The 14,467-nt window shown below is 62.8% G+C and carries 9 protein-coding genes; 8 read left to right on the plus strand and 1 reads right to left on the minus strand.

Annotated features, from left to right (window positions below; genetic code table 11):
- The first annotated feature begins 130 nt into the window (after positions 1 to 130).
- From WC729_RS09290 to WC729_RS09325, 8 genes are all read left to right on the plus strand, one after another.
- A complete protein-coding gene (locus tag WC729_RS09290; protein WP_372851889.1) occupies positions 131 to 1,966 on the plus strand; it encodes a HipA domain-containing protein in 1,836 nt (611 codons plus the stop codon).
- A 173-nt stretch (positions 1,967 to 2,139) separates the two neighbouring features.
- Entirely contained in the window at positions 2,140 to 3,033 is an 894-nt protein-coding gene (locus tag WC729_RS09295) for a HEPN domain-containing protein (protein WP_372851891.1), read from the plus strand.
- A 532-nt stretch (positions 3,034 to 3,565) separates the two neighbouring features.
- Entirely contained in the window at positions 3,566 to 7,000 is a 3,435-nt protein-coding gene (locus tag WC729_RS09300) for an AAA domain-containing protein (protein WP_372851893.1), read from the plus strand.
- A complete protein-coding gene (locus WC729_RS09305) occupies positions 6,997 to 8,466 on the plus strand; it encodes a hypothetical protein (RefSeq protein WP_372851895.1) in 1,470 nt (489 codons plus the stop codon). The genes WC729_RS09300 and WC729_RS09305 overlap by 4 nt, the downstream gene beginning before the upstream one ends.
- A complete protein-coding gene (locus tag WC729_RS09310) occupies positions 8,459 to 9,187 on the plus strand; it encodes a PP2C family serine/threonine-protein phosphatase (RefSeq protein WP_372851897.1) in 729 nt (242 codons plus the stop codon). Before WC729_RS09305 ends, WC729_RS09310 begins: the two co-directional genes overlap by 8 nt.
- A gap of 174 nt (positions 9,188 to 9,361) precedes the next feature.
- Positions 9,362 to 11,395: an AAA family ATPase gene (locus WC729_RS09315; protein ID WP_372851899.1), complete on the plus strand. Its 2,034-nt coding sequence runs from the start codon at positions 9,362 to 9,364 to the stop codon at positions 11,393 to 11,395.
- Positions 11,385 to 12,086, plus strand: coding sequence for a hypothetical protein (locus tag WC729_RS09320; protein WP_372851901.1), 702 nt, complete (start codon positions 11,385 to 11,387; stop codon positions 12,084 to 12,086). Before WC729_RS09315 ends, WC729_RS09320 begins: the two co-directional genes overlap by 11 nt.
- The gene (locus WC729_RS09325; protein ID WP_372851903.1) at positions 12,079 to 13,167 is read left to right on the plus strand and encodes a hypothetical protein; all 1,089 of its coding nucleotides are present in this window, start codon (positions 12,079 to 12,081) and stop codon (positions 13,165 to 13,167) included. The genes WC729_RS09320 and WC729_RS09325 overlap by 8 nt, the downstream gene beginning before the upstream one ends.
- On the opposite strand, the gene WC729_RS09330 is transcribed toward WC729_RS09325, so the two are convergent.
- Positions 13,164 to 14,459, minus strand: a complete 1,296-nt coding sequence (locus WC729_RS09330) for a hypothetical protein (RefSeq protein WP_372851905.1) — start codon at positions 14,457 to 14,459, stop codon at positions 13,164 to 13,166. The genes WC729_RS09325 and WC729_RS09330 overlap by 4 nt on opposite strands.
- Positions 14,460 to 14,467: the final 8 nt, after the last annotated feature.

Consider the following 14,467-nt stretch of genomic DNA (forward strand, 5'->3'; position numbering starts at 1 on the left):
TTCGCAATATAGAATTCCATTACAAGAGATTATGCGCGCAAATGGGTGATTTTTCGCCGCGACCCGATTTTTTCGCTGGCATCTCCGCCCGTTCGCCCTAACTTTGGCGCATCTGAGATACGAGAAAGTCATGCCGCTACATCTGGTCGGAGAAACGCTGGACAAGCATCGCGCGCATGCCGCGGCGCAGGCCGGCGAGCTCATCAATCTGCACCGTGGCATCTATATCGATGCCGCTGACGATATCGACAAGACGGTCATGGAGCATGCGGTGCGGATCGCCGCCTATCTCTATCCCAAGGCCTATCTGTCGGGCGCGAGCGCGCTGCGCCTGGCCGCCACAGAAGATGGCAGGCTCTTCCTGAGCGGACGGCGCAACAACCGCACGCGGATTCGCGCGCTCGAGATCATCCAAAACGAGGCGCCGCCCAAGGCCTCCACCAATCCGGTCATCGTCGGCGACGACATGGGTGAGCTGAACCTGACCGCCTCCTCGCCCCGGCAGCGGTTTCTCGAGGCCTTCCGGCAGCGCAGCGAGCATGCCAGCGCGATCGATCCGCAGATGCGCCGGCAGATGGCCGACCGCCTGCTTGCTGAATTCGGCGATGCCGAAAAGGCCGCCGACGCGCTCTGGGTCCTGGGTCGGGCCAATGGATGGCACCGAGAAGCGGAAGCCGCCGAGCACTATCTGCGCACCGACATTCGCGTCCCCCAGATACCCGTCAACAAGGCCGCACTCGATCTGCTGGTCGCTTGGCACGGCGAACCCATCGGCCGCCTCGCCCATGACGGCGCCGAATGGCGCTGGACGCCGGCCGAGGGTCGGCGCCCTGCCCTGGTGCGCGAAACACGTCCGGGCAGCCTGCCCGCCTTCATCGAATCCCTGCTGCCCGAAGGGTGGCTGGCGCGGGTCCTCGACGAACGCGACGAACGCGAGACGTTGCGCAGCGGAAGCCGCTACACGTCGAACGTGACCATCGTTGCGAACGAAGCGGAACTGGCCACCCTTCCGGCCGATATCCTCGAAGGCCGTCTCGCCCAGTTCCAGAAATCCGGCCTGTTCACCGGGCGCTATCTGGGGCCGGCAAAACAGACGTTCGAGGATTCCTTCCAGGAGCGCCTGGCAAGCATCTTCGCCGCCGGGCGCGCGCCGCGTCTGTCGGGCGTCCAGATCAAGGCGCCGATGTGCCTGCGGCGCGACGGCGACCTCATCGCCGCGATCGACGCCCCCTTCACCCATATCCTCAAGCCTGCGGGCACCAATGGCTTCGAGGATATCCCGGTCGTGGAGTGGATCTGCCTGACCCTCGCGCGCGCCGCCGAATTCGATGTCGCCGAGGCCGCGCTGGTCGAGATGCCCGACAGCATGGCGCCCGCACTCCTCGTCGAACGCTTCGACATCCGCAGGACGGGCAACGACACGCGACGCCTGGCGCTCGAAGACTTCTGCTCCGTTCTCGACCAGCCCGCGAGCCGCAAATATGACGGCACGATCGAGCGGATGGCCAGGGGCTTGCGCCCGCTATCGACCGACCCGGTCGCCGATCTGGAAATCCTGTTCCGCCGCGCCGTCTTCGCCTGGCTGATCGCCGACGGCGACATGCACCTGAAGAACCTCGCCTTGCTGAAGATCGCCGATGCGGGCGAAGATCACATGACCGCGGTGCGCTTTGCGCCGGTCTATGACGTGGTCACGACCAGGGTCTTTCCCGGGCTCGAGAACGACCGCATGGCGCTCAAGCTCGCCGGCAAGGATGACCGCCTGTCGCCCGACGACTTTCTCACGCTGGCGCGCACGATCGAACTGCCCCAGGCGCGCGCCTCGATCCTGATGGCGACCTGCGCCAGGCGGCTGGTCGACGCGCTCCCGACCCTCGCGCTGCCGGCGCCGCTCGCCCGTGCCGGCGACCGCATGCTCGACCGTATCCGCACCATCGTTGCACAACGCGCCGAGCCCTTCGTCTAGTGATCGGCGCGACGAAAATGGATGCTGGAAGCCCCCACGATCCCCATGGATCGCGGCGAGCGGTCAACCCATGATCCAGCGACACAAGCCAGGCAGCGCAACCACTTCGCCCGTCCGGACCAGTGGAAATTTGCTGTCCATCACAGCGCACCTGTTGGTAGACAGACCCAGCCATGCGTGACCAGCTTGACCACTTGCCTGCCGCCAAACAGCGCGAACTCGCCCATGTGGTGCGCGTCCTGTTCGAGGAATTCGAGGCCGCCCATGCGCTCGGCACCCAGAAGTGGAAGAAGCAGGGCCGGATCCTCAAGCTCGTGCTCTACGGCTCCTATGCGCGCGGCGACTGGGTCGACGACCCGGTCGGCGGATATCATTCTGACTATGACATCCTCATCATCGTCAACGACGAGCGCCTGACCGACTTCGAACTCTGGTCGGCAGCCGAGGACCGGTTGATGCGCGACGTGACGATCAACGAGGCACTCAGCGCGCCCGTGAGCTTCATCGTCCACACGCTCACCGACGTGAACCAGCAGCTTGAGCGCGGCCGCCCGTTCTTCGCCGACATCGTGAAACAGGGCATCGCGCTCTATGAAGCCGAAGGGTTCCCGTTTGCGGCACCACGTGACCTTCCACCGGAAGAGGCCCGAGCTGAAGCGCAGGCATATTTCGACGAGTGGTTTCCAAGCGCCACTAAATTCATGCGCGCCGCCGACTTTCTAGTTTCGGACGATGGACCAAAAGAAGCCGCGTTCGCTTACCACCAATCGGTCGAGCGTCTTTATCACTGCGCATTGCTCGTGTTGACTCTATATAGTCCGAAATCCCACAGGCTAAATTTCCTTCGTTCTCAATGCGAACAGATTGCACCCGGCCTGATTACCGCTTGGCCACGCGACGACAAATTTAGTCGCCGCTGTTTCGATTTGCTGCGTCAGGCCTACGTCAATGCGCGCTATTCACCGCATTACGAAATCACCAATGAGGAGCTCAGATGGCTTGGCGCGCGTGTCGCCGAATTGCGGGCTCTCGTTGCGAGGGTTTGTGATGAACGCCTCTCCACCTGATGTTCGCGCGCGGCCACGGGCTCGTATGGCCGCAATGCACCGATTGTGTTGAAGAAGTCCGGTCGCGTTGGGGCGACAACGGAGCGAGGACTCAGTTTCTCTGTCAGGCGGGAGCCGGTTTAGCGGGCATTGGTAACATCTTGGCCATCTTGCGGAGTTTTGGGCGGTGGCGGCGAGGAGAACTCGTCTTTTGCTCCGTTGAGCCTGCGTCCCGCGTGTGTGACGATTGCCTACCTCCGTATCACTTTTCAGAACTGGTATCCGCGTGGGACAGAGTTCTCGCCAAAATGGCGGTATTCATTTCTCGCGCGTAACGCATTCCTGAGTTAGCCTCGGCTGAAATCAACTAGAGCTAGCTCGCCGTAACCTCGTCTCGCGGTGGACCGAGTGGCCTGATAGAGCGGGATAATTCGCCATCGGGGAGGCGGCAAATGACTGACATCAGCCTATTCGAACTGCGGGACCCGACGTCCTGCCACCCCCCTATGATCCCACTTCAAGACGCTAGAGGGCGGCCGGCGAGATCAATGCTGTGAGCACTCCATCGGAGGAGGCGCCGCAGCTTCTGGCCAACCGCTACATGCTCACGGAGGTCGTCCGAAAGGGCGCCCAAGCGACCGTGACACAAGCTTTCGATTCGAAGCGCGCGAAAATGGTCGCCATCAAGCGCGTCAAATTCGGCCCCGACGACGCTCGCGGTCAGGCCGGATTTAATCGTGAGGTCGAACTTCTGCAGCGCCTCGAGCATCGCAACATCGTCGAGGTGATCGACGTCGATCGCGACGAGAACGGCCATTGGTTCCTAGTGCTCGACTGGGTGCCGATGAACCTCGAGGATGTCATCGAACGCGACGGCCCGATCCCGTGGCAGGAGTTCTGGGACCGGTTCGGCGAGCCCCTACTCGAGGCAATCGCCTTCGCCCACAAGAGTAAGATCGCACACCGAGACGTAAAGCCGAAGAACATTCTGGTGACCGAGGACGGCACGGCCAAGCTCGCCGACTACGGCATCGCGAAGCTTCTCGACAACGGCGGATCGTGGGCACCGGTCGCCGGCATCACCTTTCGATTCGACCGGACGCCAGGCTACACGCCGGAGAAACCCGAAGCGGATCACGCCCTCTCGCGGGACTGCTACGCGTTCGCCGCCGTCGGACTGTCATGCGTGACGGGGCGGGCGTTCGACAGCGACGCCGATCTGCTTGCGGCCCTCCAGGAGGCAACGCTGCCCGCGAACGTCAGGCCGATCATCGAACGATGCCTCAGTGCGGACGCGGCGCAGAGGCCGCCCCTCGCCTCGCTTCTGCTCGAGCAGCTCCGACTAGCCGGTGCGGAAGAGGGCAAGCGAGGAGGTCTGCGCCTCGATCTGCATCTCCGGCTCAACAACAAGACCAAGATTGGGCTCGAGCGGCGACTAGACACCGATGACATCAACATAGTCGAGCGGTTCATTATCGAGGAGCTGGGCGAGACGTGCGCGGTGATCGCGCGTGCCAGCGAGGACGGCGAACTCCCCCGCATCGACCTGATCAGCGGCGCATGGAAGTTCGAGGCGCTGGTGGCGGGTCGAGAGAAGGAACTCCTCCACATCATCTCGGCGAGCGAGCTCGGCGCGGGGCTGGCCGCCGATCTGCGCGAAGGCGGGCTCATTAGGAGCGTGAGGGCGCGGTTCGTCCGTCCCGACGACGAGAAGCGCGCCGGTCAGCAGCTTCAACTCCTCATTTCGGAGGCGCGCAGCCTTGAGGCACGTCTGCGCGAGGAGCGGGCCGCGCGCGCCACCCAGCGGATCTTTCGCGTTTGGCGCGGCTACCTGCGCGATCGTGCCGACCTCGAGGCCAAACGCAAAAGCGCCATCAGGTACATCCACAGGAGTGGCAGCCAAGACCGTGTCGTCTTCACGACGGAGATCGCCCAGACCGAGGATATCGTCGGCCAGGATCGGTTGGTCGAATCTGCGGCCGGCAAAGTCTCGGGTCGGATCGTCGCGGTGTCCTTCAATCTCGTCACGATGGAGATCACCTACGGCGACGCCGCAAGGCTTCCTTCCCGCGGCGAGCTCGCAATCAATACGATCGCGGCCACGCGCGCGCTCAACCACCAGACACAGGCGCTCAATTCGGTGATGTTCGATCGCGCGGTCGATATCGGACTGAAGCCGATCATCCTCGATCCGCGGACCGCCACACCGTGTATACCGGTAAGCGACGTCGAACCGACGGACCCCGACTTCGACCACGAGAAGCTGATGATCCTCAAGAAAGCGCTCGGCGTCCAGGACGTGCTTGCCATCGAGGGCCCGCCGGGCACCGGCAAGACGAAGCTCATCACCGAGATCGTCGTGCAGTGGCTCAAGAAAAACCCCAAGCACCGCATCCTCCTATCGTCGCAGACCCACATCGCGCTCGATAACGTCCTGGAGCGGGTGACCCAGCTTGACGCGAAGCTGGACGTGATCCGTATCGGCCGAGCTGACGAGCCCCGCATCTCGATCGCGAGCAAGGAGCTTCTCCTCGAGCGCCGAGTCGAAAAGTGGATCACCGAGGTCCGTAAGGCCGCGGAGGAGGACATGAACCGCTGGGCGACAGAGAACGGTGTCGACCGGTCGACCGTGGCGATCGGCATGAAGGTGGAGCGCCTCCTCCAGATTCGGAGGCGGCAAGAGGAGACGCAGGCCGCGATCGACAGGCTGAAGGCTGAAAAGGAAGAGGTTCGCGCCGAGGGCGAGCAGGACTCCTCGACGTTGGATGAGCAGGAGCTGGACGAAGAGACGACGCAGCTCGACACCGAGATCGGCGAGCTTCAACGCGCCATGGCGAAACTACGGGAGAGCGAACGCAGCCTGCTCGGGGACATGGATCAGATGGGCGGCTATGCCGCAGAGCTAGCGAAAACCGGGGACTCGAACGAATTGGCGGACTGGGCGGTGCACTTCCTGCAGGGAAGCGATGTCGTCCGGGCATGCCGCGATCGTCTGACGCTTCTGGAGGACTGGCAGCTTCGGGTGGGTCGCTCGCCCGACTTCAACGCAGCGATGCTCTCAGCCGCGCAAATCATCGCCGGGACGTGCGTGGGGATCGCCGGCGTGAAGGGTATGGAGGATGTCGCCTACGATCTCTGCATAATCGACGAGGCATCGAAGGCCACTGCGACCGAGATCCTCATCCCGATGGCGCGCAGCAGAAAGTGGATCGTCGTCGGCGATCCACAGCAACTTCCGCCGTTTTTCGAGGAACTGGGAGACGACCTGCTGGATTCCTTCGACGAGAACGAAGTGAAGCAGACGCTGCTGGACCGCTTCCTCGACCCCGAGGACGGGCTTCCGGCAGGATGCAGGGACAAGCTCCGAAACCAGTACCGGATGGTCAAACCGATCGGAGATCTCGTAAGCACATGCTTCTACGATGGCGATCTCGACAGTCCGGTCACGACACATGGACTGAAGCTCGCACCCGCGATCCCGAAGCCTGTGACCTGGTATTCCACGCACGCGCTGCGGCAGTTTTCCGAGAAGCCGGAAGGCCAGACGTTCTCCAACCCCACCGAGGTCACGGTTGTGCGCAACCTCCTGCTCAAGATGCAGTTCCTTGCCAAGGCGCAGAAGAAGCGCATCTCGGTCGCCGTGATCGCCGGCTACACCGCGCAGGTCGAGGCGCTGAGGGAGATGGTATCGCAAGGCATAGCCGAATGGTCGGACATCGAGGTCGCCTGCAATAGCGTGGACGCGTTCCAAGGAAGGCAGGCCGACGTCTGTATCTACTCGATCGTACGGTCGAACACGGCCAACAGGCTCGGCTTCCTCAAGGAGAAGCCGCGGCTAAACGTCGCGCTGTCGCGCGGAAAGAGCGCCCTCCTCATCGTCGGGGACCAGATGTTCTGCCGTTCGGCCAAGGGCAGGAACCCGTTCCGGAGGGTCCTCGACTATATCGACGCCAACGAAGGCACCTGCGAGATGGAGACGCTGTCGTGAGGGCCGAGGACGTCGCACGGGACGCTCAATTTCGTGAGGGCTTCACGCTCGTGGATTACGCCGAGGTCGGTCTTCCGATCTTCCGGCTGACGATCGAAGCCGTGACAACGACAACCCGTACCCTACCGACGATCCAAGAATTCGCGATGCGCTGCATGGCGCTCGGCGAGACAGAAGAGGCCACGATCGCACGCATGCTCGGCCTCAAGGAGGATATCGTCCGTGGGGCCGTCGATTCGCTCGTCCTCGATGGATACGTCGCTCGGACGGCGATCATCTCCAGCTTCAGCAGTTTCGCGTTGACCCAATCCGGCCTCGATAGGCTCGGGCAGGAGGCGCAGGAGGTGGTTCAAGAGGAGATGATCGTCGTCGACTATGACGCAATCCGACGCATGCCAGTTAAGCTGGCCGGCGAGAACGTTGTGAGGGCCGCCGAGCTGAAGATCTTCGGCGCCGTCGAGATACGGCCCTACCCTTCAGATCCACCGAACGTCTCCGAACTCTCGATCCCGGACGTCCGTCGCGTCATACGCCGGCAGAGCGGCGACGACTTCCGACACAACGTCCTAGCACTGAAGCGCGTCGTCCGCCGAAACAACGTGTTCCGTGAGGCTGTCGCCCTCGTATTCGCGGCCGACAAGGGTGACGAGGTGCAGGTCGCCTTCGCGATCGACGGGCGCTTGTCCGAATCGCACGAGCATTCCTTTGCGGAGAATGGCGGTCCTCGGAAGATGGGATTTGTGCGCATGATCGGCGACGACGGCGCGCGACGTAGACTGGACCGTCTGGTCGGACGCGATGCCGTGCGATCACTCCCCGATCCGCAAAGCCTTAGAGGTGTACGCAAGGAGGAGGCCGAGGCGCGTGCGCAGGTACGATCCATCGAACCCGCGGTGGAGACCGGGCGCTCCCGTCGCTCCGCAAATCCCGCCGTTCCGGCGCTTGCGGCGGCAAAGGAGCGGTTGGCCGTCGCGATGCACGAGCTCGATACGATCCAACTGCGGCCCCTCGCCTGCTACGAGCAGGGGGAGCTTCTCGCCGAGGCGATAGCGAATGCGACGAAAAGCCTGCTAGTGACGAGCGCGGGTCTGCAGTCATCCATATTGACGCAGCACATCATGCGCGACCTCGAGCGACTCGCCGGGAGCCGGGTGGCCATCACCGTGGCGTCGTTCCTCAAGCCGCAGCTCGAACCGCGTGGCGGTGACTTCTATGATCCACTGGCAGAAATCTCGAAGCAGGCGCAGAAGGGCCGCATGCAGATCGCGACCACGCCCAGATCGGACTTCTTCTTCCTGATCCGGGACCAAGACTTGGCCGTGATCTCAAATCGCCCCTTCCTCGGCGAGATGGTCCGGCGATCAGGATTCCAGCGTGTCGAAGGCTTCGTCACGCGGGATCGATCCATTGTCGAGAAGATCAAAGCAATGGCGGCGGACGCCGCCGCGCCTCGTCGTCGTGCCTGAGAAGGCGCGCCTCTACGCGTCCACTCACGTGGGCCATCTGCGAGCGAGCAACGAGGATCGCTGCCGCACGCCTGACTGGCGGACGGATGGCGGAAACGCGGACTGGCAGGGTCCAGCCGACCGGACTGATGGTTGGGCGCTGATCGCAGATGGAATGGGAGGTCATGGCGCCGGCGAGGTCGCGAGCGAGATCGCGGTCGAATTCCTGGCAAGGCATCTCTCGACCGCCTCCACCACCGAATGTCTGGTCGACGCGATCCAGGACGCTAGCGGCTCAATCTACGACGCCATGTCTACCGGTCTCGGCCGACCGGCCATGGGTACGACGGTCGTCGGCGTGATGCTGCACTCTACTAGCTGTACATTCTTCAACGTCGGGGATAGCCGGGCCTACATCCTCCGGGGACGATATTTGAAAATGCACAGCGTCGACCACACACCGGTCGACAGTCGCGTTCCGGGATCGCGGAGCCACGCCCTGACACAGTCACTCGGGGGGACCCTCGATAGAAGGAAGCTCGTCCCACATATCGAAGAGGTGGCGATCGCGCCCGGCGATGTGATCGTTCTGTGCTCCGACGGCCTGACCGATCTCGTCGACGAGGACGCCATCGCGCTCGTCCTGCGCAGCGGACCTGCACATCCGGCGACTGCACTCGTCAACGCCGCACTCTCGGCAGGTGGTCGTGATAACATTACCGTGGTTGTGGTGAGCGTCTAGGATGAAGCGGCGAATCAGCGATCCAGCTCGTCCGCGCGCGACATCGCTGGACCGTGGTTGTCTTGTCGCGCCTTCGCGCTTGTCCCATTACTCCTGGATGGGGAAAGCGAAACCGAGTCGGGTTGAAAATCTGCTTTCGAGCTGGTTTGGATCCCAGTCGATGGTCTGTGCGCCATGGTGACGATGCCAGTCCTCACCGGCCTGAGCGTGATGGACTACGGGCTGTTCCCAGGGGATCCATCCGGCTCCGGCGTGACCCAACCGTTCAAGGCTGGTCTCACCGTGATCGCGGGAATCAACGGTCTAGGTAAGACGACCCTCCTCACGGCGATCCTCCGGGCGTTCACCGGTCCTTACGACCTCACCGGCGACGGGGCCTCCACGGAAATGAGCGTGTCGATGCCGGAGAACCCGGTGAGGCTCAAGTCCAAGCCGATATCGTTCTTCCGGCAGCGGGTGGCCGACAACGCGGTGCGCGCGTCCGTAGTCCTGACAGCGACGTTCGGCAGCAAGCGATTCCTCGTCGAACGCGCACTGTCGGATCTTTCGCTGTCGAAATTCGAGATCGATGACGAATCCGCAGTCACCGGACGGAATCGAGATGAACGTGAAGCCTCATTCCAGGTGGCGCTTGCCGATCTAATGGGACTGGGTTCATTCACCGATGTCCTCCTGGTGCTTCATCACGTGATGCTGTTCCACGAGAGCCGTCCCGGCGCACTGTGGGACGAGAACGCTCAGCGCCAAGTGCTTCGCGCACTCTTTCTCGACAAGGACGACGCCCGAAAGGTCGCGCTGCTTGAGAGACAGGTGCAGAGTGCCGACAGCCAGGCCCGCGGAATTCAGGCGCGGATCACCGCGACCGAAGACGATCTGAAGGAAGCTAGAAAGGCGGAGGCCGGATCGGAAGCCGCAGCGGCTCAGCTCGACGCCGAACAGAAGTTGCTCGATGCCGACCTCATCGAGAAGGCCCGGTTCGACGAATCGCTGTCGAAGTACGAGGAGCAGCGACAGTCGGTCCGACTTGAGCACGAGAAGGCGAAAATCGCGCGCGAGGAGGCCTCGGGCGCGGTCGAACGGATCAAGTATTCCTCGTTGGCCACACTCTACCCTGACATGGACGAAGCCTCGCGCCTTGTCATCGCCCGTATCCTGACCCGCGCCAAATGTCTCGTGTGCGATGCGGACGCGATCGGCAAGCAAGAGGAGCTGGAGGCGCTGCTGGCGAAGGGCATGTGCCCCGCCTGCGGCTCTCCACCGGAGGAACAGCACAACGTCGTTGGGAAATACAAGTTCGAGCAGGCCAAGCTCGACGCGGCTCAGGCGGCTGCGAAACTCGCTGAGATTGAGGTGTCTGCGAAGGCAAAGCAACTCGAACAGATCGCGACGAACTACGATCGAGCGCTGGACAAGTCGATTGCACTGCGAATCTCGATCGAAGACCGCAAGGCCCGGAATCGGCGACTTCGCGCCCAATTGCCCGACGGAGTGACCAGCAAGGAAATCGAGACGACGCTCGTGACCCTGCGCCGCCAGCATGCGGAATGGAGCGCTTCGCTTGCCGAGCATGTTCGTGAACTCTCCAACCTCCTCGCGGACAAGGAAGATCTCATCTCGTCCCGGGCCGCCGAGGTGATGCAAAACTTCGCGGAGCTGACCGAGAACCTGCTCGCCGAACCAGCGCGGCTCGCGGAGGTCAAGCTCAAACCCCGCTACACCCAAGCTGAAAAAGCCACTGGCGAAAGCCGGTTGAGCTTTCCCGCATACAAGGCGGAGATGGTGGCCGCGAACCGTCCGGGTTTCGTGCGTCGCGACGACCCGAGCGACGTGTCGGAATCGCAGCGCGAACTGATCGACCTCGCCTTCAGATTGTCGCTGGTACGCGTCGCGGCTCCCGGTAATTCAGCGACCTTTGTGATGGAGACACCGGAAGCCAGCCTTGATGGCGTCGCGATGGTCCGCGTCGGCAGGGCGCTGGCGGAGTTCGGCTCCGTTTCCGACAACCGGCTCATCGTCACGAGCAATCTATCCAACGCGGGGCTGATCACTGGTCTTTTCGGTGGCAAGTCGAAGTCTGACGCGGAGACGGAAGCTCGACGTGAGCGCGTGCTGAACCTGCTCAAGGTGGCCGCACCCAACAGAGCGCTCGAGCTCGATCGGGCCCAATACGAGAAGTTGCTGGAACAGGCGATCACCGGTGATCAGTGAGCAGCTCAACCCGTCCGACATCTCGCGCGTTCGTCGCCGCAGCCGCCTCGTCATGCTGCTTGACGCCGCTGAACGCGCAGCCATCACGCCGTTGGCATCCCCGCGTCTGCATGCCCTTGCCTACCTCGCGGACGTGCTGAGCCCGGTTTGGGGGCTGCCGGCGTTCGACGGCAAAATCCTGAAGATCGACGGAGGACCGCACTACCCAGATCTGCAGGAGGAACTGGATCACCTCGTCGTCATGGGGCTCGTCGAGATATCCAATCTCGACTACGTCGGCCGCGGTCCGGACGACGTCGGCGCACGGCTCGAGGGTTGCTACGCGCTGGACTTCGGTTCGCCGCGACTAGCGGACCTCCTTGCCGCGCTCGGCGCCGAGCCACTGCGCCGGCCTCTCGACCTGGAAGATGCGAACGTGCACGGCTTCCTAGTCGAGCTGGCAGGGGCTCTCGCCACGCTCTCCGATGAGGAACTCAATCGAGCAACGTCTTCGGACGTCACGTATCGCTCCGAAGGACTGGGTGAGAACGTTATCGATTTCGCTGCGTGGACTAAGAACCCGTGGGCCGCGAACCCCAGCTGGCGTACAGCCGAACGCTTCGAACAATTCCTTCCCGACCAGGCGCATCTCACGAGCGGAGAGAAGCTGTTCCTATACGCAAACTACCTTGGACGGGCCGTAAATGGCTGAACCGTCTCCGGTCGAAGGCGTCGACGACAAGGACCTGGTTCAGGCGGCGGCGACGCTGCTCACAATGCCCAACACGCGTGCGGACGATCCCGACCGCTTCGCTCAAGCTATTCGAGCGCTTGTCGAACGACGTGCACAGAACGCCTGGCCGGGCGAGGCCGCCGACCACGAGGTCGCCGCATTCGTCATGGTTGCGCGGCCGCGCGAACATCAGGCGACATTCTCATCGGCTCCGATCGCCGATCCGGCGGCTACAACCAAGCCTCTGCTGGGTAACGTGCTTCTGCTCACTCGCGACGGCGCGCACGGACAGATCTTCCCCATGCCCTGCGAGCCGGATGGACTTCTCGATTGGTTGTCGGACAAGGGCTTCGGTGAATCCCCGCTAGTAATCGCCTATCGGCCAACCGCCAAGATGACCGTGAGGACCGCCGGCGTTCAGGCAGCCATCACGCGGGAAGATCCGATCCGAAGCGTCCCCCCGGTGGCGACCGTGGAGGCACTGCGCGAAGCACTCGAGCGCTTCCGTCTCGATCAGCTTCTAACGCCCGGGCACTGCGAAAACGGAGTGTGGGAGCCGAAGCGGGCGATCGCATATGTTCCCGGTGCTCGGCCAGAACTGGCCATACAAAACGGCTTGAGCCGGCATCTCAGTTCTTGGTTCCAAGGAGTCATCAAGGTTGTTTGCGAGCACAAGACGAACATCGGTCGGATCGACGTCAAGCTGCTCACCAACGCGAACGGACAACCGCTCGCCTACTGGGCAATCCTCGAGCTCAAGGTGATCAGGACCTTCGCTCATGCGACGGGCAAAACCAAACCGGGTGACATCAATCGGTCCGAAAACATCGAGGCCGTCAAGAAGGGCCTTCGGCAGGCCTGGGGCTATCAAAAGAACAGCAAGACCGAACATGGACTACTTGAGGTCTACGACATGCGGCGAGACAAATCCGACGACCTGTTCGGGGATGCCGATGTTCTCAAGCAGCTAGCGAGACTCTCTCCGAAACCGGAATATAACGTGCGTCCGATGTACGGTTCCCCGGAAGACGCCCGGCTCGCTGGGGAGTCTGGCGTCTAACGGCGTTCGAGGACGACGAGTGATTCCGCCAATTCGGCGCGGCCACCCTGCTGCGGCGAGGCACGCATTGATCTGCACGGCTCAACCCTGACGACCTCGAAGCCGATGCCCGGGCTGATCTGCGCCAGGATTGCCGCGACCGGGACGTCGATTCCGGCGTAGCGACTGTCCCCGACCACCATGTAGGTCCGGCCGGCCGGTCGCATACGCGCGGCGATGCCTCGAAGCACGGTCGCCATGTCCGCCGTGTAGGCCGCCACCATCGCTGGGATGTTCTTATTCCATAGGTGGCCCGCCACGTTCTCCAGACGCCTCACGGTCTCGCTGAGCAGGCCGCTCTGGATCCCTGTCGCGGCCATGTCGCGATGTATCTGCACATGGCTGCGCAGGGTGCTGTTACGCAGCGCTAGGTTCGCCGCTTTCCCATCGAGGTATCCCATCGTCCACAGCTCGACGTTGTAGACGTCGGTGTAGTCGAATGAATTCGGATACGGAGGGGAGAAGACGGCCAGGTCGTGATCCGGTAGTTCCGCGACGCGCTCGCGGGCGTCACCACGAAGCAGCGTGTAGTCGATACACGCGCGGTCGCCATAGAGACGCAGATCATACAGCGCCCTGAGGACGCCGTCCCGGAACCAGTCGTCGATCGTCGCCGGATCAATCAGGCGCTTCTGCCAGCCCCGCCGATAACGCCGCCCCTTCCCGCTGACGACCACATTGCTCGCGGGCACCGTCGCTGAAGCCAGCACCACGGTGAACAACCTGCGGATATCAGCACTCGCCTCGTCCGCGATCGCCTCGCGGTAGGCGGTGATCCTCTCGGCCACCAAACGCGAGAAGAGAAATCGGCCCTTCACCCCCGGCTCGACGAACGTGGCTGGCGCGCCCGGGAAGATGCCTGCTGAGTGCGCTTTGGCTTCAGCGGCTCGTTCGACGACCCGCCCAAAAGCCGCCGCCGCCGCATCCAGGTCGATGGTGGCGATCTTCGCTTCGATCAGGTCAGCGAGATAGGGGTTCACCTCGATCGTGGTCGGCTTGATCCCAAGAAACTGAGCGGCGAGTGCCGTGGTCCCGGACCCGCCAAAAGGATCGACTATCGCCGCGACTCTGCCCTTCGTCTCCGAGACCGCGAGTTCGATCAGTTCCGGGGCGAACGCCTCCTTGAAATGACGCCAGTCCTGAAAGGCGAGTGCTATCGAACCGGTGTTCGTGCCGATTGTCGCGACCTCGCGTTCGCGGGTCCAGTCCTTGAACCCTATGTGACTGTCGATGCCCTGCGTGATCGGATTCAAAGCTCATC

It is taken from the genome of Sphingomonas sp., from assembly GCF_041661825.1.
Taxonomy (GTDB): Bacteria; Pseudomonadota; Alphaproteobacteria; order Sphingomonadales; family Sphingomonadaceae; genus Sphingomonas.